The sequence below is a fragment of the Flavitalea antarctica genome (genome assembly GCF_054461535.1).
Genome location: NZ_JBTLQG010000044.1, coordinates 1 through 18,799, shown reverse-complemented (window position 1 = coordinate 18,799; position 18,799 = coordinate 1). Strand labels below are relative to the sequence as shown.

The following is an 18,799-nucleotide window of genomic DNA, read 5'->3' as shown; positions in this document are numbered from 1 at the left end:
TGTCACAGGATTGAGTGTGTATACGCGAATGTTGCTTCCGGATTAAGCATTGTATCTTCCGTTGTAGTGTGTATAGGAATTTCGATTTCCACACAAAATGAATCATGGGTAGAAGATATATCTAAGCGATGATTGGCAGGATAAATCAGTTCCAGCCTTTTTCTCACATTGTTAAGGCCAATTCCCGAGCGAAAACCTGTGGCTACAGGGACAAAAGGCTTACTGTTTGACAGCTGCATCAATAAGGACGAATCATTAATATTGATGTTTAATATTATCCATGGATCTTGAAGCATCTGGCTGGTACCATGCTTAAATGCATTTTCTAGCAATGGAACCAGGAACAGTGGAGCAATCTTTTTCTCTCTGCAGTCACCCGAAATATTCATACTTATACTCAAAGCATTGCTATACCTGACCCTTTGTAATGACACGTAATCCTCAATCATCTTAAGCTCGTTCGGCAAATCGACATATGTGGCTTCACACTCATAAATTAGATACTTCATGGTATCAGCCAATTTCGAAACCAGTTCCCTGGCGAGTTCTGGTTTATTTATTGCGAATGAGTGAATGTTACTGAGCGTATTGAACAGGAAATGAGGATGTATCTGGGTCTTTAACTGCCCAAGTTGCGAGCGAATATTTTCTGAAATTAACATTTTGCTTTCCTCGATTTTACGGTGATAGTGCTTGAAGAACTTAAAGCTTAGAAACATAAGGCAAATCATCGGGGGTCCGAAGTATGGAAAATAGGTGGACCAGATAATTGCCCACACCCACACATCGCGTGCCGTATTCATCAAGCTGTAATCCCATACCCACAAAAACAGATAGACGAAATAAGTCAAAAGTGTAACTGTGATTAATGCAAAGATAAACTGCTGGCGGCGGCCCCTTACAAGAAACCGGTTTACCAGGTAATAAGATACAAAATAAGTGTAACAGATGTCTGGGAGAAAATACCCTCGTAATCTGAGTCTCGTACCATGATACTCCATCGTTGTTATCGTATCAAGAAATTCCGCTTCCATGACAACCCAGAATATGAACTGTCCTATCCAGAAAAAAATGTGCCGCCAAAATTTATCGGGAATCCGATCGGTAAAAATAATATGGTGCAAAATTGCCATTAATCGCTGACTGAAGATGTTGCCTTGGTTAGAGGCCACTCTATGGTAGTCGTTTCCAAACCTGCGGTACGGAACACTTTTAAGTCAAGTACCAGTCTGTTCAGCTTTATCCTGAATTGCAAATCAAGCGTACAAAGTCCTTTTTCCATTAACCGGACGGCCGAAATATGTTGAACTATCCTGTTGATGACGGTCATTGGGGGTATCTGGTAGTTTTCAATATCACCAATGCAGGTCATTGTTACAGATAATCCTCTTGTGGTATCACCTTTCTCCAAGGCAACTAGATGCTGCAGTTCCAGCAATTCCCGCTCAAGAAGAACAAGATCCTCATCGCTTTCATAAAGTGAATAACTCAGCACATCAGCCAAATTCAGAATCATAATCGGAGAATTTGTTGACCTCGCCGCAAGGCTCGCCTCGATCATATTTAGAGCATTGAATAACCATTCCGGATGTATTCTTGATTTTTCAATCCGCATCTCGGCCTTGGCATTTGTCTTCAACATGGCGAGATTTTTAGTAGCCTGTTGGTACCAACCTTTGACAAGTTCGATACCAAGGACAACTGTCCCAAAATACATGGATTGCCTTGTGGTCCACAGTGAGTTTTGTATGCGGTTGTAATGGTTGTTGTCGACGGGTATTGGCATCTTAAGGTTGTTGAGCATTATCCAGGAAGTGAAATAATTTATTAACAATGCCAGTAAATAGATTGAAGGAATAAGTAGGGAAAGTGCAATGTATTTCTTCCTCTTGATCAATGGAAGAAGATAGTAGACAAATGAGTATACAATAAAAACAGAGACTGGTGTGAAACAACAAAATATCAATACGGCATTAGTGTAAATCCGCGGCTGGAAGATCTCTTCATACTTCAATGGCTTACAAGATTGCAAGCCGAAATAAACCATGTATGTGCCCCAGAAAAGGAGATGCCGCGTAGCACGTTGCCTCGGATTATCAGAAAATATCAGGTGCTGAAGTTTCACATGACAATCTTTATTTAAAGGTAGACAAGGCTTTTTACATATTTCCTTAAGATGCTGATGAATTCTACCGCTTGTCAGTAGTTATAGACAGATGCCACTCGTCGCCGATGAATTGCAAAACCACACTGTTTTCAGTTAAATCAAGCCAGCGCTATGAGCGTGGTCGAAGATCAAAAATATGTGCCCGATGGGCGGATAACTTTGAAATATAACTTGATTGTTCCCCCTTAAAATAACCAACCATGAAAAAGTGTTATTTATTAATTCTCGTGGTTTTTATATGTAACTCCTCCTCCGTGTTGGCACAGAACAATGCCCGCCCGAATTTCCTATTTAATCCCTCAGACACTATGGTTCAGGAAGGCGTGATCACAAACGTTTCAAGTCCCGCGCGGGTGAACATTCGCGCCGCGCGACATTTTGATAAGAAGTTTGGCAGCATTCCCGTCAGGTGGAAACAATCCAATGACACCGTCATTGCAATGTTTACGGAAGATTCCATTACAACCTTTGCAGGCTATGGAAAATCCGGAAACTGGCTTTACACTGTCAGGTGTTTGTCCGAGTGGTTAATCCCGAATAAAATCAGGCATGAGGTCAGAAGCATGTATTATGATTACCAGATAAATACTGCTTACGAGCTGGTGTATCCTAAAAGCAGAAACAAGGTCTATTTGTTCTATGTTACGGATATGAACAGCAATCAAAAAGTGATCAGGTGGTCTGAAAACGGCATCGAAATTGTGAAGCATTCTACTCAAAAATGATCGTTTTACCCGCATTATTTACCACAATTGTCCAGCAACGCATTATGTTTCAATGCTGGATTAAAGGTCTAACGCTTATGCTGTATAAATTTGAAAAGCTAAATTTTTGGCAACCTGCTAACGGTTTTAGATCCCAGCTCTTACGGCCCTACCCGCCTGCCTGGCGATAGCCGCGCGATGAAGGATCAATTTTGAATTGATTGTATCCATCGTAAGTTCAATCCACCCATGATATAATAGCCCGGACCGTTTTACCTGTACCGCAAGAAACTTGTGGCTTACATCTTTCCAGTCCTTTTCCCAATAGGGTGGAATTGAATTACCTATATTTTTTAAGGCAAGTTCTACCTGGGCAACTATATACCACTCATAACCATTGGGGGGCGTTACCGCGATGGTTTCGTTTTTGCTAAACCTGGGCGACATATTATCTCCACCTATCATCAGCGAAGATTCGGTTCCTGTGGCAGCGAAAAATAATATTTCGTCTTCCTGTTCAACGGGATCCCCAATCGCCCAGGTACTGAATACGACATCATTCACGCCGTCTTTATTCAGATCCACTACCTGGCTTTGTTGCTGTGTTACCTCCCTGTTATTTAATTCGGTTACGAGCATTTCGGGGAAGGCATCACCGGGTTGCTTCGGCGGCTCAGGGAGATCTGCCTTATTACAGGCAGTAAGAGTCAGGAAGGTCAAAGCGATAAGACTGAGTTTTATCATATAAACTATTTACCAACTTAACAGTAATGATCAGGCGAACGATGCATCCGGGTGCTCTTAATTGAATCAATTGATGGTTTTGGGGAATGAATTGAATCATCAACGGTGTCTCAGAAAAGGAATTTAATCTCATAAAGGGAACAAATTCTCCGCCCGGAACCGGATTCCAATGCCGGGCAAAAATTATCGGGAATTTATTCCGAGGCAAAATGAATTGACCTGCAATCACTTAGAGCACCATCCAAATCAACCTAAGTGTTTTCTGCTAGTCTTAGGTTAAGTGGATTCACTTTTGTTTTCTAAGGGTTATAAAATTACCCGTATGAAACAAATGAGCTTATTTCTAATCTTTTTGACACTGGCAACTCAGATCCAGGCTAACACCATAACCGCACAGGTAAACGGAGGTACATGGGCTGTTTCATCCAGCTGGTCTCCAGCCAGGCAACCCATGAATGGAGATACTATAATAATACCCGCTGGCCTCACCCTGGAGGTCGATGGAAACGAGAATCTCGCTGATGTAGTTGTCATCGTTCGCGGCACCCTGAGTTTTACAAATGGGAAATTACGCCTTGATGCGCTCAGCAAAGTAATTGTGGATTACGGCGGCACAATAACCGGCCAGGGAAATAATGACCAGATAACTATCGGGGGCGTTTTTAAGTTTCGGGGAACTGATCCACCAGTGCTTGGTTATGCTGTGGCAGATTCATCAACCGGGAATGGCTTCGGGTCCTTTGGAGTGCTACCGTTCCGATTCATTTCATTTACTGCCGCATCAACGGACATTGGAATACAACTGAATTGGAGTTATAACTTTTCGCCTGAGACACGGTACTTTGACATTCAGAGAAGTGTCGACGGCAAAAATTGGGAGACAAAAATGCGCATCACTGCGGAAGGCCAGGGTGAAACAGAAGTAAGAAAATACAATCGGATCATTTCGGACCTGGCAGCAGGAATTGTTCATTATCGTATTGTACAGGTGGACTATAATAATTCGGCGATTTATAGTGAGGTTAGAACAGTAGCGCATAAAAACAATACCGGGACTGGTAAACCGGACAATGCACGCCCGAATGTATATGTACATGGAAATATCGTCCTGGTTGACTTTCCGGTTAAATCGGAGGGAAAATTTATGATCCGCTTACTGAACACAAACGGACAGGTTATGATGCAGCGGCAATATGAGGGAGCACAGTCCCAGGTGTCGGTAAACGTCATGAATAAAGTGGATGGTGTTTTTGTTCTGCAGGTAATCGAGGCTAACAAAAAGGCTAATTCTTTCAGGTTGATGCTAACTCGTTAGACTGACATCAGCAACAAGGCGGCCCGATGAGAAACGGATATTGCCAGCGGTCTTCTAATTTAATTTGTGCAAGTGATACCTTTGCAGCTAATTAAAATCTTTTAACATGGGTAAGATAGTTGTCAAAGACGGTACAGAAATCTATTACAAAGACTGGGGTACAGGGCAACCAATTGTTTTCCATCATGGCTGGCCATTGTCTGGCGATGACTGGGACGCACAAATGATGTTTTTCCTGAACCAGGGATTCAGGGTGATCGCCCACGACCGCCGGGGCCATGGAAGATCAACCCAGACGGACAAAGGAAATGACATGGATACTTATGTGGCTGATGTTGCTGAAATGGCAGCAGCACTTGATCTCAAAAATGCAATCCATGTCGGGCATTCAACCGGTGGCGGTGAAGTGATCCGCTATGTTGCAAAACATGGCAAAGGAAGGGTAGCTAAGGCAGTTCTTATTAGTGCTGTCACCCCTATTATGGCGCAAACAAAAAGTAATCCGGACGGTATCCCGATGTCGGTTTTTGATGAAATACGTGATGGGGTTGCAACAAAGCGACAACAGTATTTCCAGGATTTTACCATGGCATTTTATGGATACAATCGGGAAGGGGCCAAAATTTCACAGGGCATAAGAGATAACTGGTGGCGACAGGGGATGATGGGTGGAATCAAAGCTCACTATGATTGTGTAAAGGCATTTTCTGAAACAGATTTTACCGAGGATCTTAAGGCAGCAGATGTGCCGGTGCTTGTTCTTCATGGGGACGACGACCAGATAGTCCCTATTGAACTCACTGCCGTGAAAGCTGTAAAGCTTCTGAAGAATGGAAAGTTGATTTCATATCCTGGCTTCCCCCATGGTATGCCGACGACGGAAGCTGCAAAAATAAATGCAGACATCCTGGCTTTTATTAAAGCTTAATAATTAGTGGATTTAAAAAATCATTGATTTAAAAAGACAAATTAAAGGGCATCGCAAAGTGGTGCCCTTTAATTATAAGATGTTATCTGGTTTGATACCAATCTTAAAAAAAAATGATTAACAGTTTTTCACTTCAGTGGTCTTAAATAGTGATTAATCGCCTTTTTACCAATCTTATCTCCCATTTGCTGTCCAGCCACACATGAAAATCGGAAATGTATTCCTGCATATACCCGTGAACTTGCATTTTCATTTGCGGCCTCTCTGACACTGCTGAAACTTCTTACTAAGGATGCAGGCACACCGGAGGTTGAAGTCATTGAGAAAGATGCATGGTGTCCGAAAAATTTCTCAAGTACAGTTGCAGACGCATTGGCCAGCGTTGAGTGAGTAGAGGGCCAGTCCTGGACAGGCGGTGTCGGTTCTGATGATAGCCAGTTGGGATCGGGAATTGTTTTATCGTTGCCGTCTGTAGCCGCAGCACGAATGGCTGTATAAGGGCGCCAGAAATTGTAGAAAAACTTGGTATCCCATCCAAGCACATAACTATCGTTGAGGGCCATATTCATCAGGGCAAATAATCGGGCACTGGTATAAAGATCTGGTTCATGTTCGTCAGACAAAGTACGTGCTACACGGTTCCAACCTTTTTCTGAAAGCTCGTACCACCATTTCGCTGCAGCACTCTGATCGGCGGTTCGCACTGTACTGTTGAACTCGCCGATGACTTTAATTTCATTGTAACTTTCGAGGTACTCATTGGATTGAAGTGCAGGAGGAGGACCAGCCCTCAGTTCATCACTCTTATTAAATAAAAATGGCTTCATATCTTTCCAGAATTCAGCAAACACGAACTCCGTAGGAGGCACTGCATTGTAAACTCCTGGTACGGTCGACACAGGAACCAGACCAATTGGGTCTCTGAAAGGATCATCATTTGCCCGAAGCGCCAGGATAGCTTTGCCGGATGCAAGACCAACATTCATCCCATTTTCCTTCATTGCTCCATCGGGTACCGATGCCAGGTTCCCGGCAAGAGCCTCGTCCAGGGGTGATTTACTTTCCGGGTAAATGCTAACAAGCACGGTATGCGCAGCGACGGCTGCTGCCACAATCGGATCACCGTTTATTTTTCTTTTAGGTCCATATATATAATATTCATACACCGGATGTATGGCGTTCAGCGCGTCGTGCATAGCGATATGGACCATCGCATTCGATCGGGCCGACAAGAGTCCATGGGTATAATCTGCTCCACCTTCAGCGTCGAAGGCAAGTAAATTCCATTGTATGATAATGTCATCAGGTAGCTTATCGGGGTGATGCTTAGGAAAATCACTTTTAACACATCCGATAAACAATGTGCTTACGAGGGCAATGAAAATGAGGCTTGTAAACTTTTTCATATGTAGTATTTGAAGGGTGAAATAATACAAGTGAATAAGGCACGTAAACCCGCTTCAAAAGATGTGATTGTCTGGGTGCCAGCGAAACAAGAGGTTAAGGGCAGGATATACTGAACCAGGTTTTGCCTTGTTACTATAACAGCTAACTAAAATGAGTGGTGCGGAGAATTGAATTACGGAGCTAAGCTAACGACTGTACATATATCCGGGAAGACGAAAGTCAATCCAAAAAATCTTCGGCCATTTGTTTCATGCAATCGGTCAGGAATACTACCGCAAACCTATATAGAATTTTTCATTTCAGCATAATAATTATTACCACATTGTTTTCAAAGTCATGATAATTTTCGCGACTAACCACCTCGTTTGCCGGACTGCCAAATAGTCGTTTCCAATCAGTATTTTTGCCTGATGTGTGCCAGCCGTATCGGGGAATCATTTGCCGCAAAAGCTATTGCCTTCCATAAAAGTCTTCATTACACCGCAGCCCCCCTTCCCGATGGAATAAAAATCATGAATCCATTCCAGGAGAACCCGGCGATACTATCCATCATAGAACAATTTTACATTAAGTACTTCAATGATCATCGTCCAAGGAATATCATTCTCGGTATCAACCCAGGCAGGTTTGGTGGCGGGCTAACCGGCATTCCCTTCACAGATCCGAAAAGACTTCAATCAGAATGCGGTATTCATTATGAAGGACCAGTAACTCACGAAGTATCTTCGGTTTTCATTTATGAAATGATCAATGCTTATGGGGGACCAGTTAAGTTTTACGGGGATCTTTATATCAACTCGCCCTGTCCCCTGGGCTTTACGAAAACTGGTTATAAGCAGAAGGAAAAGAACTATAACTATTATGATAGTCCCGAGCTGATCACCGCTGTAAAGCCATTCATGATAGAAAGTATCAGCAGGCTGATACAACTAGGGATTAAAACAGATACCTGCTTTGTACTCGGCACGGGTAAAAATGAAAAATTTCTAAATAAACTGAACAGCGAACATCATTTCTTTGATAACCTGGTCGCACTGGAACATCCCAGGTATATCATGCAATACAAAAGCCGATTCAGGCATCAGTACATTGACAAATATCTCACGGCAATCAGCCGCATAAGTTGAACTAACAGTATTCAACAACCGAAACGAAGTAATTAGTGATATCTTTGAACAACAACTTATGCCGGCACTACATACAAAATATACTAACAAGCGGAGATCATGGCTGCTCTATACAAAAAGAAATCATATGGCTTTATACAAACAAAAAGGGCATCAGTGTTGATGCCCTCAAATGACTTATAAATATTGCTATTATCTAGGTCCTCCGCCGATACAGATTCCAACTTTAATGCCTACGTAACTGTTCTTGGCTGTAATGGTGTTGCCGGAACCGTTGTAATCTACATATGTTGTTTTCGGGACAATATTGTACTCAAGACCAAAACGGAAATGCCTGGCCTCTAATCCGCCTCTTACCATGGCACCGAATTTTGTTTTGGATTCTCCATTATATTCATTTTCATATTCATTTACGGTTGCGGCCGCAACTGAATATATCCCGGGGCCTGCCCCAACGAATGGACGGAAAGAATAGTTTTCAGTAAAGTAGTAATCAGCTGTGGCCAGGTATGAAGCGGAAGCTTTGACCTCTACTTCTTCATAGTTGTCTTCGCCGCCGGAAACTCCCCGCGCCATTACCGCGACTTCCATGCGTAAACCAACCGCAAGCTGGGGGATGACAGCGAATTTTGGCTCTGCTGCGAACAGCAATCCACCTTTAGCGCCGGATCCGCCCGGGATCGCGTAACCAAGGCTTAAATCGAATTTGAATGGCTTAAGATCTTTCTGCGCAACGGCTGTACTTGCCAGCATTACACCCAGGTAAACCAGGAGTAGACTCTTTTTCATGGGTAGGGATTTTAAAATTGTTTTTGTTATGGATTAAATGAACGCTTCAAACCTAATATCCAACCAGTTGCGATTATAGTGGATGCCAGGATTAAATAGGACGCTAAGTAAATATACTTACCGGTGATGCATAGAAATCAGTAACCACTCGTTGTAACATTTTCCGCCCGGGCAGACTAACTGGTGAAAGACAACCTAAATTGTGGGATATGGAATGGTTTGTAAAAGAAGACTCTGTTGTCAGGAAGATCTGGGGCAACGCAGATACTATTCTCCTGATTTTCGGAGGTGCCGCGGCTGAATTCGCCCTTAATAAGGCAGTGGACTGGTTATACTTTACAGGCCGCCTGCCGGCTGATCCGATCGGAAGATTATTCTCGACAGTGACATATGCACGTCTTATCGTATTTTCTTACCTCGATTCTGCCAATGCGATGATCGACAAAATGAGGATGATTCATACCGGTGTTGAAAATAAAAGAGGTTATACTATTCCTGATTGGGCATACCGGGATGTTTTGTTCATGCTGATCCACTATTCAATAAGTTCGTTTGAAACTTTGGACAGAAAACTATCGCCCGCAGAAAAAGAAGAAGTCTTTGATGTGTTCAACCGGGTAGGGACAAGGATGGGGTTGAAAGAACTTCCCGCAAGTTATGCTGAATGGTTGCGTGTATATGCGGAACACCTGGAACATGACCTTGAAAAAAGCAACTATACCATCGATCTTTTCATACAATATAAAAAGCACCTGGGACCCGTGCGTTATAAAATACTGCAGGAAGCACAGATTCTCGTTGTCCCTCCCCGTGTGCATAGACTCCTGGGACTTAAAAAGACTTCCCTGCTCAGTCCCATACTTCCTCTCTACAAACTCAGCTGTAAATTGAAAGTAGATTCGTGGATCAAGTCAATCTTATTACCCGATAAGTACAAAAAGCAAATCGCAGAATTGAACCAATTTAAAAAATAACCTCGCCACTCCATACCCGATTTGGACGGCAATAAACAATATTCGTATATTTAATACTCATCACCGGATTCTTATCCGCCTCCCTTCTTTTTCTAAAACCCAACGTACCAGGTCGTAAATATTGTTAACTCCTTAAACAATTACCATGGGTATAGAAACCTTATTGCCTGGCGAAAAAACAGCTTTTGCATCCTCCGAATTACAACCATTGCTTACGGGAAAAATGTTGGTTGAGGGAGACCTGGAATATGAACAATCCAGGAAGATCTGGAATGGAATGATAGACAGGAAACCAGCTGGAAACCGCACCTAACGAATTAACACTCTACGCCGCTTTATTGACCTCACCGGATGGTATTCCTTTGGTTGGGTTTGTGGGATGTTATTCCGGCGATATGGAAGAAGGGGAACGTTCTATTCAATCCTTGCGGAATTTCGGTAACCCGGTTGCTGACCTGTTTCAACCCATACCTTATTTGCAGGTTCAGACATTGCTTGATGCGGCGTGCCACATGGACATCGGTACTATTGGAAATCCGGCTTTCTGAAGGAGCTTTCCGATGAAGCAATCGACACGATCCTTTTACACATGGAGTCTAATCCTTCGCCATTCTCCGCGACCATCTTTGAACTATATGGAGGGACTGCTTCACGTGAACCTGAAGGCGGCTCTGCTTATCCTCACCGTGAGCTTCTTTATGATCTTGTGATCATGTCAAACTGGGTAGATACAACAGATGACCAGGTCAACATTAGCTGGAACCGAAAATTATGGGAAGCGCTTCAACCTTTTCTCAGCCCGAAGGTGTACGTTAATACGCTGAGTGTAGAGGGCCAGGACAGGGTGAAAGAGGCTTATGGCAAAAACTATGACAGGCTTGTACAGTTAAAACGTAAGTATGATCCTGATAATTTCTTTCATATGAATCAGAACATCATACCTGGTTGACGCATTACCTGGTTGACGCATTACCGGGTCGACGCATTACCGCATTACCGGGTTGACGCATACGGGTTAACACATTACCGGGTTAACGCATTACCGGGTTAACGCATTAGCGGGTTACCTGGATTCCACGGCTCCCGGCGAAGTCGCCGTCGGTTTTAACGATTTGGTTGTTGCTTTGGATGACCCTTTTGTAGTCTTATCAAACCCCGGAATTTTCCGGATAACTTTTTCATACGCCTGTGCATACTTCATCATTCCGATATCGGTTGGATGGGTTCCGTCTACGGTGGATTCTGAATCAAATCCTATGTCATCTGCTGTAAGCAGATAAATATTTTTGACACCGCTGCCTTTTAATAACTTAAAGGTATTTGAAAGAATATCACTGGTCCAGCTATACCGGCTGATGAATGAAGTGTCCATGTTAACCCCTGGCAACCCGCAACAATGTTCTACCAATAAAACCGGTGTCTGAGGATGAGCCTTTCTCATGTTTGTTACTGAAGTCCTAATGCGCTCACTGATCTCATTGGCTGTATAGGTTTTGCGGTCGTGCAGATTTGGCTGGCAATCGAGCACAAAAAGACTTGCATCCGTTTCATTGATCAGGTCAATCAATGGCTGCTCTAAACGGCCGTTACCAGAAAAGCCAAGATTGATAACCTTTTTGCCTAATCTTCTGCCAAGTATATTTCCCCATGCCAGGCCGGGCCTGCTTGCACATGCGCCTTGCATGATGGAGGTGCCATAAAGCACAATTGGTTTTTCATCGCTCACCGGAATCGGATCAAATGTATTATTTGTTGGGACTTCGATCTTCATCCATTCAGGTGTATTGTATAGAGGAAGATATAATCTGAACTCCTTAACCGGAATGGTCGAAAAAAAATTATTGAATTTATATACAACCGTATCTCCAAAACTAAAACTTCCTCTCACCCAATGCCAGTTGCCATTTACATCCAACGCGTATAGATCAACTCCACTCACGCCCGTAGCCGGCATATGATTCATGCTTTTGTTACCTGTTACTTTATACCTGATCACTATCTCACTAGCATCGGAACGGAACCTGATATACTCTCCGGCCGAATTATGCGATAAGCGCCATACCTCGGGGCGGACCGTTTTTTCCGCTTTTGCCGGAAGCCGGTCATATGGCATTGCGAGTTCATTGTGCCATGCCCGGCCATCAATTACCGGAACCTTTGATGCTGCCGGGTCCCAGCTTTTATAGTTTTCGGGTGACTGGGAAAAACAGGTTTTCCAGCTGGCTAATAAAATAACCAGGAATAAACAAATGTGTCTGATCATGATACAAAATACACCCGCCCTTCATTTCTAACAAATGTTACCGGATTAAGAAAGCATTAACCAACAACAGTGTTACGTTCCCGGGCATGAATGCGATTGCGTTTTGCTTTAGCTACCGCGCCAGCGTTGGTTAATCCCATAAAAAGTTTGATTGCCAGGATTACCAATACAGCCAGCCTTGCTATACTTAGCCGCTCCCATAATGAAGCTCGTTTTACGAGGTCCGCATCCTGGACATTGCTGAAGGGCGTTGAAGTAATGCTAATCAATTCCGGTACAAAATAAATGGCAGTCACAACCAGGATGAGTATGTAAGCGCTTAATACAACAATGATATTGCTTCTGCGTGCATATTTCCAGTTGAAAGCCAGCGCGAGTACGAACAGCAAGATGGTAACCGGATGAATGATCTTCCAGAACAAATCAGGCCTCAGGCCATATTTTCCCTGGAACATACTTAATGAAACGGGTGGAGCTGCTGCCCATACCGGCACCACGTTAAGGTGTTCATAAACGGCGCCGCCAATGATTATGGCGAAAGCAAGACAGGCAATAGCATAAACGAGATCTCTTTTCATACAATAAAAGGTTTGTTGTGATCACTGCATTTACAATGCGGTAAAAACAAGATGAGGAATGATGATTAAAAAATGATGTTAATGGGAGCGATCGTAATTAACCGGCAATGGATGACAGTATAGGCATAAGTTAATCCCTCACCGGCTCTGGCGCATTTTTAAAATGCTTGTATTTCCCAAGCAGCCGACCTAAGAGGTATGTCGCAGGTATAATAACTTTCTTTACAAACACGGGCATTCCGGCAATTTCGTACTCGGATGCATATCTTGTCAAGAGATACGCTCCGTCAAACTTCTCCGGCCTTTCACTGCCTGATTTGTTCTGTGCGGCAAATACCGAGGTCAGATAAAATACTATCGTATTCGCCGGAGCAACCCATGCCCGGCAGTGCAGCGGCTCTTTTCCTTCGGCCCAGAACCGGTGGGGCACCCCTCGCTTAAATACCATGGTATTCCCGGGATATATGTAACCTGGTTGTTTTCCTTCAACCTGGTAACCCATGATTCCCGAAACCACTGTCAATCCCTCATCCTGTTTAAAATGTGTGTGCATGATCGGTCCTGATCCAGGCTTGCAGAAGGATTCGCCTATTACCCGGTCTCCATCCGGTGTCTGCTCGATCTGGTGGAAAATTATTTTTTCCCCGACACAGTTTTGGATCGTATGTGGGAACTGATAGTTCATTTGCTTTTTGTTTCGGTAAAGTTCACTAAATTTGGACAATGTCCAAACTCAAGATGCATACAAGGGAGAAAATACTGGATAAAGCGTTAGAAATGTTCAATGAACGGGGAATTGAATATGTCGGATTGCGCGAAATAGCCGGGGTTCTCGATCTGAGGGTCGGCAATATCACTTACTATTTCCCGACTAAAGATGACCTTGTTTACCAGTTGTCACTTGAACTTACAAAAAAGAATGCCGGTATAATAGTCCACCACGAAAACATCAGCCTGGCTGGATTCTTCGAAATCCATTATAAGGTGTTTCAGCACCATCAGCAGTTCAGGTGTTTGTTGCTGAGTTTTGTTCACCTGATGCAACAAAACAAACTTATTGCGGCTGCCTACAAAGAAACCCAGAAGAAAAGAAAAGAAGCGATCAAATCAAATATCAGTGTGCTGGCAAATAACGGTTACCTGGATATCAAGGACGATAACGAGCTTGAATTCCTGGTCACGACACTGGCCCTCGTGAGCCGTTTCTGGATTTCAGAGGCTGCTATTTCTTTTAGAAATCTTGAAGGCCATCAACAGATCCGATATTACCTTAACCTCATCACGACATTGTTTTTACCCTACTGCACAGCTAAAGGAAAAAAGGATATCCGCGCTTACCTGGACACGCTTGATAAGCCGAAGACGCAGCATCTTTCGGATCCTGTTTAACATGCTTAATCATGCCAATATGCATGATCAATATGTCATTATGTGAAGGAGAGATGACTGACGTGTTATCATTTGAAGAGCGATGACTGACCTGCTTCATTTGAAGAGCGATGACTGACCTGCTTCATTTGAAAAGTGATACCCATTCACGTTGCAAGTGGCCGAAAAATACAATATGAGCGCCATTTTGTTTCGAACTGATCTTTTTAAACCTGATTTACTTCGCGTGTGATTTCTCCTTAAGAACTCCACCACTCGCTTCCTTTATCGTATGTACATAAACGAAAGCCGAAGGATCGATTGTTCTGAGCGACTCCTGTATTTTTTTAATCTCAAGGCGGGTAATGATAGTAACAATAATTTCACAATCAAAGCTCACATCAAAAGAACCTGGCAGATAACCTCTCTCTCCAAAATAAACAGTGATTCCTTTACCCAGGTCATTAACCAGCAGCTGCTTGATCTGTTCCGGTTTCCTGAGATGATGTGCATGGCAGTAAACTCTTCAATACCATCCACAACATAATTTGTGGCGCGGGTGGCGGTGAAATAAGTAATGATGGAATACATGGCACTCTCAGTGCCAAACTGCAGGGCCGCGACCGCAAAGAGCACAGTGTTGATCGCCATTATCATTTCGGAGCTCGAGAAGCCAGTCATCCTGTTTGTATACACGGCAATCACCTCTGTACCGTCAAGCACACAACCTGTCCTGATAACAAGGCCCAATCCCGCTCCAATCAGTATTCCACCAAAAATGGCTATCAGTAACCTGTCAGTAGTAATTGCCGCGATGTCTACGTATTCAAGACCGAGGAATAGCAGGACCACTGCAATAGATGTTTGTACGGCAAAGGTTTTACCTATTTTTTTATAACCAAGCCAGATGAAGGGCATGTTCAGCACCAGTAAAAGCAAACTGACATTGATGCCGGAAAATTCATGAAGTAATATTGATATACCGGTAACGCCGCCATCAAGAAACCTGTTTGGTAACATAAAACCTTTCAGGGCCACTACTGAAAAAGCGATCCCCAGTATCATTTGGGAAAGATGTTTCGGGTTCCGGAGATGTTTCCAGTCGATCGCTGCAGGCTTGAACTTGGCTCTCATAATAAACAGTCAGTCCGGATCAGTTAAGTTTTGTTGGTTAAGAAAGCACTGTAATACTGTCCACAAAGGGATTTCGAAGGATTGATATCAATGACTAAAGGTAATTGAATTCCGGGTACCGGGCTGCCATATCACGAAAACCTGCGACAGCAGACTTATCATGTCAGTTCAAATTTTTACACAAAGAAACAAACCCTTACATTTAATGTACGACGCCATTCGTTCACTAGTCAAAAATCCTGCAAATGCTCCAAAACCATTTCAAGATAGCTTTTAGAAACCTTCTCAAGAGAAAGGGATATACAACCATCAACATACTGGGCCTGGCGATCGGTATGTCGGTCTGCCTGCTTATTGTTTTGTTCATCAAAAATGAGATGAGCTATGATCGCGACCAGGAGAGAGGCAACCGGATATACAGGATGGTAGTGGATCGCAAATACCCCGGACGATCAACATCCTATTCAATAATTCCGCAGTCTTATGCTGCGGCTGTAAAGCTTGAATGCCCCGAAGTGGAAGAAGCGGTCCGTATATATAACCAGGGAGGAGCCAGTTTCCAACTGACATATGAGGACAGGAAGTTTGAAGAAAAACGTGGCTATTTTGTTGATTCAAATTTTTTCAGGGTTTTCTCTGCCAGGTTTCTTGCGGGTGATCCTGCAACTGCATTGGCTAAGCCAAATGCGGTGGTGTTAACAGAAACTACGGCAAAAAAATACTTTGGCAGTGTTGCCGCTGCTACGGGTAAATTGCTAAAGCCTGAAGGCAATGACAATCCACCATTGGAAGTAACAGGTGTATGTGCCGACTGGCCGGAGAACTCGCATTTCATTTTTGATCTGCTGTTTACAACCGCGGGGCGGCCCGACTTCAACGAAGTAAACTATGTGAATTTTGCCGCACATACTTACCTGCTGTTAAACAAAAATGCTGATTTCAAAGCCGTGCAGGCACGATTCCCGAAAATCATAGAGAAACATGCTGCCGGAAGCATCGAACGCAGTTTCGCTATGTCGTTCAAACAATTCCAGTCTGCGGGAAACGGTTATAACTACTATCTCCAGCCATTGCCGGAGATTCATCTGATTTCCCATCTTGAAGCAGAGCTGCGTCCCAATGGCAGCAGGCAGTCTATTTACATATTCAGTATAGTAGCCGTATTCATCTTGTTGCTGGCATGTATAAACTTTATCAACCTGGCCACCGCCAGGTCAATTGAACGCGCAAAAGAAGTGGGTATCCGAAAGACCTTTGGTTCTGAGAAAAAGTCACTGATCATACAGTTCCTTGCTGAATCAACGCTCTTAAGTTTTATGAGTATGTTGTTGTCAGGGGGCATACTTTTCCTGCTGCTGCCGCTATTCAACCAAATCTCAGGCAAAGACCTCCGGATCAGTGACCTTTTCACTTTGCCTAATATCATCTTACTTTTGTTGTTTTCCATTATTACGGGGTTGGCAGCGGGCATTTATCCTGCATTCGTTCTGTCGTCCTTTAAACCAATATCGGTCCTAAAGGGTAAATTCAAATCCAGCAATTATGGCCTCGCACTCCGCAACGGTCTTGTGGTATTTCAGTTTGCTATCTCCGTTATACTTATCATTTGCACGATCATTGTTAATTCGCAGATGCGGTTTATGACCAGTGAAAAACTTGGCTTCAATAAGGAGCACACTATTATCATTGAAAGAACTGACCTGCTGAACGATAACACGAGGGCGTTCAAGAACGAAGTGATGAAGATACCAGGTGTTGAAAATATCAGCGGCGCTTCATCATTACCCGGGATCAATAATTATTTTGGAGTCAGTTGGCAACAAAAGGGCAGCAGAGAACCGATGACGGGCAGGGGAATAATCACTGATGAAGCGCATGCGGCCACTCTCGGTCTGGAAATTAAAGAAGGAAGATTTTTCTCAAAGGATTTTTCAACCGATTCACTCGGAGTTGTTTTGAATGAGAAAGCGGTGCAGGAACTTGGCCTTAAAAAACCTATCGGGGCACAATTGACTACGCTGGATGAACTATTCAACGGAAGAGACGGCGCACAATATGTGTATACAGTGATTGGAGTTGTCAAAGACTTTCATTACCAATCGCTCCATAATCCCATCACACCGCTTGTTTTCACAAATTCATCCCGTTTCAATGATGTGATGTTCCTGACAGCAGTCAGGATCAAAGCGGATAATTTTAATGCAGCCGTTACGGCATTGGAAACAAAATGGAAAACATTTGTCAAAGACCGGCCCTTCCAGTTCAACTACCTGGATAAAACCGTAGCTGAGCAATACCAGGCAGAATCAACAACCCAGAAAATATTTTCTTTCTTTTCTTCCCTCGCCATTTTTATTGCCTGCATTGGTTTGCTGGGACTGGCGGCCTATGCCACTCAACAACGCATGCGCGAGATCAGCATCAGGAAGGTATTGGGTGCTTCCTCAGGTAACATCGTGCTGATGCTTTCGGGAGACTTTCTGAAACTTGTTATAGTGGCTGCCCTTATCGCATTTCCCATTGCCTGGTGGTCGATGTACAAATGGCTACAGGAATTTGCGTATCGCGTCGATATCGGTTGGCAGGCATTTGTTTTAGCGGGCGTGGCAGCGGTGATCGTCGCCCTGCTTACTATCAGTTTCCAGGCGTTCCGGGCGGCTGTGACTAATCCGGTAAAAACCTTAAGGGCAGACTGATCGTCATTAACTTAAATGTTTTATCTTTTCGAATCAGTCTTCACCAAACCCAACGATTCCGGAATCGCGCTTCAACAAAATCAGGTGCATCCATTTGCCAGAACCCGGCCAGTGCTATATTTGAGCCCTGGTGCGGATGTCTAGTGGGCGGAATACAGTAAGACCGCGGAGGTGAAGTTGATGCGAAGCGGGTAACATATAACCAAAATCGAGCATGAGTAGCAAATTTACAACCAAGGCAATAGATTGGAAACATATCCGAAACCCGAAACACCTGACCCAGATGGTATTTGGCACCGGCCTCGCGGTTGTCGCCATGAAAGGTTTTATGATCCCCAACAGGTTCCTTGATGGCGGGGTAACCGGTATTTCGATCCTGCTTCATGAAATGTTACATGTGAACATCAGTTTACTGATGTTTATACTGAACCTTCCCTTTATATATCTCGGGTACAAAAAGATCGGTAAAACTTTTGCCGTACAAACTTCGATAGCTGTTGCACTGCTTTCACTGGGTCTGCTGTTTGTTAATATCGGACCGATAACGAGCGACCGGCTACTGATAGCAATATTTGGTGGTATACTTATAGGCACCGGTGTAGGAC

General features: G+C 43.6%; 20 protein-coding genes. 10 read left to right on the top strand and 10 right to left on the bottom strand.

Going from position 1 to position 18,799, the window contains the following annotated elements:
- Positions 1-2: 2 nt before the first annotated feature.
- On the bottom strand, positions 3-1,034 hold the full coding sequence (locus ACX0G7_RS24435; RefSeq protein ID WP_458926158.1) for a sensor histidine kinase: 1,032 nt from the start codon (positions 1,032-1,034) through the stop codon (positions 3-5).
- Positions 1,035-1,132: 98 nt separating this feature from the next.
- The gene (locus tag ACX0G7_RS24430; protein ID WP_458926157.1) at positions 1,133-2,125 is read right to left on the bottom strand and encodes a histidine kinase; all 993 of its coding nucleotides are present in this window, start codon (positions 2,123-2,125) and stop codon (positions 1,133-1,135) included.
- A 242-nt stretch (positions 2,126-2,367) separates the two neighbouring features.
- On the opposite strand from ACX0G7_RS24430, the gene ACX0G7_RS24425 reads away from it, so the two are divergent.
- Complete coding sequence (locus ACX0G7_RS24425) at positions 2,368-2,892, top strand: hypothetical protein (protein ID WP_458926156.1); 525 nt, start codon at positions 2,368-2,370, stop codon at positions 2,890-2,892.
- Positions 2,893-3,018: 126 nt separating this feature from the next.
- Here the strand turns inward: ACX0G7_RS24425 and ACX0G7_RS24420 are convergent, their stop codons facing one another.
- Positions 3,019-3,615 carry a hypothetical protein gene (locus ACX0G7_RS24420; RefSeq protein WP_458926155.1) on the bottom strand — a complete coding sequence of 199 codons (597 nt, stop codon included), beginning with the start codon at positions 3,613-3,615 and terminating at the stop codon, positions 3,019-3,021.
- 322 nt (positions 3,616-3,937) lie between these two features.
- On the opposite strand from ACX0G7_RS24420, the gene ACX0G7_RS24415 reads away from it, so the two are divergent.
- On the top strand, positions 3,938-4,930 hold the full coding sequence (locus tag ACX0G7_RS24415) for a hypothetical protein (protein ID WP_458926154.1): 993 nt from the start codon (positions 3,938-3,940) through the stop codon (positions 4,928-4,930).
- A gap of 106 nt (positions 4,931-5,036) precedes the next feature.
- On the top strand, positions 5,037-5,858 hold the full coding sequence (locus ACX0G7_RS24410; protein WP_458926153.1) for an alpha/beta fold hydrolase: 822 nt from the start codon (positions 5,037-5,039) through the stop codon (positions 5,856-5,858).
- Positions 5,859-5,986: 128 nt separating this feature from the next.
- Here the strand turns inward: ACX0G7_RS24410 and ACX0G7_RS24405 are convergent, their stop codons facing one another.
- On the bottom strand, positions 5,987-7,264 hold the full coding sequence (locus ACX0G7_RS24405) for a vanadium-dependent haloperoxidase (protein WP_458926152.1): 1,278 nt from the start codon (positions 7,262-7,264) through the stop codon (positions 5,987-5,989).
- A gap of 366 nt (positions 7,265-7,630) precedes the next feature.
- On the opposite strand from ACX0G7_RS24405, the gene ACX0G7_RS24400 reads away from it, so the two are divergent.
- Positions 7,631-8,392 (top strand): uracil-DNA glycosylase family protein, encoded by a 762-nt coding sequence (locus tag ACX0G7_RS24400; protein WP_458926151.1) that lies wholly within the window; start codon positions 7,631-7,633, stop codon positions 8,390-8,392.
- 192 nt (positions 8,393-8,584) lie between these two features.
- Here ACX0G7_RS24400 and ACX0G7_RS24395 read toward each other — a convergent pair whose 3' ends face one another.
- Positions 8,585-9,181 (bottom strand): hypothetical protein, encoded by a 597-nt coding sequence (locus ACX0G7_RS24395; protein WP_458926150.1) that lies wholly within the window; start codon positions 9,179-9,181, stop codon positions 8,585-8,587.
- Between the two features lie 209 nt (positions 9,182-9,390).
- Between ACX0G7_RS24395 and ACX0G7_RS24390 the strand changes: the two genes are divergently transcribed.
- From ACX0G7_RS24390 to ACX0G7_RS24380, 3 genes are all read left to right on the top strand, one after another.
- Positions 9,391-10,155 (top strand): oxygenase MpaB family protein, encoded by a 765-nt coding sequence (locus tag ACX0G7_RS24390; RefSeq protein WP_458926149.1) that lies wholly within the window; start codon positions 9,391-9,393, stop codon positions 10,153-10,155.
- Between the two features lie 145 nt (positions 10,156-10,300).
- On the top strand, positions 10,301-10,468 hold the full coding sequence (locus ACX0G7_RS24385) for a hypothetical protein (protein WP_458926148.1): 168 nt from the start codon (positions 10,301-10,303) through the stop codon (positions 10,466-10,468).
- A 192-nt stretch (positions 10,469-10,660) separates the two neighbouring features.
- Positions 10,661-11,104 carry a BBE domain-containing protein gene (locus tag ACX0G7_RS24380; protein ID WP_458926147.1) on the top strand — a complete coding sequence of 148 codons (444 nt, stop codon included), beginning with the start codon at positions 10,661-10,663 and terminating at the stop codon, positions 11,102-11,104.
- Between the two features lie 114 nt (positions 11,105-11,218).
- Here the strand turns inward: ACX0G7_RS24380 and ACX0G7_RS24375 are convergent, their stop codons facing one another.
- From ACX0G7_RS24375 to ACX0G7_RS24365, 3 genes are all read right to left on the bottom strand, one after another.
- Positions 11,219-12,418 (bottom strand): SGNH/GDSL hydrolase family protein, encoded by a 1,200-nt coding sequence (locus ACX0G7_RS24375; protein ID WP_458926146.1) that lies wholly within the window; start codon positions 12,416-12,418, stop codon positions 11,219-11,221.
- Positions 12,419-12,474: 56 nt separating this feature from the next.
- Positions 12,475-12,996: a hypothetical protein gene (locus ACX0G7_RS24370; protein ID WP_458926145.1), complete on the bottom strand. Its 522-nt coding sequence runs from the start codon at positions 12,994-12,996 to the stop codon at positions 12,475-12,477.
- 130 nt (positions 12,997-13,126) lie between these two features.
- Entirely contained in the window at positions 13,127-13,681 is a 555-nt protein-coding gene (locus ACX0G7_RS24365; protein ID WP_458926144.1) for a cupin domain-containing protein, read from the bottom strand.
- A 38-nt stretch (positions 13,682-13,719) separates the two neighbouring features.
- Between ACX0G7_RS24365 and ACX0G7_RS24360 the strand changes: the two genes are divergently transcribed.
- Complete coding sequence (locus ACX0G7_RS24360; protein WP_458926143.1) at positions 13,720-14,385, top strand: TetR/AcrR family transcriptional regulator; 666 nt, start codon at positions 13,720-13,722, stop codon at positions 14,383-14,385.
- Positions 14,386-14,602: 217 nt separating this feature from the next.
- On the opposite strand, the gene ACX0G7_RS24355 is transcribed toward ACX0G7_RS24360, so the two are convergent.
- Both ACX0G7_RS24355 and ACX0G7_RS24350 read right to left on the bottom strand, forming a co-directional pair.
- A complete protein-coding gene (locus ACX0G7_RS24355; protein ID WP_458926142.1) occupies positions 14,603-14,764 on the bottom strand; it encodes a DUF2179 domain-containing protein in 162 nt (53 codons plus the stop codon).
- Positions 14,761-15,498: a YitT family protein gene (locus ACX0G7_RS24350; protein ID WP_458926141.1), complete on the bottom strand. Its 738-nt coding sequence runs from the start codon at positions 15,496-15,498 to the stop codon at positions 14,761-14,763. Before ACX0G7_RS24350 ends, ACX0G7_RS24355 begins: the two co-directional genes overlap by 4 nt.
- A 245-nt stretch (positions 15,499-15,743) precedes the next feature.
- Between ACX0G7_RS24350 and ACX0G7_RS24345 the strand changes: the two genes are divergently transcribed.
- Positions 15,744-18,194: an ABC transporter permease gene (locus ACX0G7_RS24345; RefSeq protein WP_458926140.1), complete on the top strand. Its 2,451-nt coding sequence runs from the start codon at positions 15,744-15,746 to the stop codon at positions 18,192-18,194.
- A 214-nt stretch (positions 18,195-18,408) separates the two neighbouring features.
- Positions 18,409-18,799: YitT family protein (locus tag ACX0G7_RS24340; RefSeq protein WP_458926139.1), on the top strand; the 391-nt coding region annotated here is incomplete at its 3' end.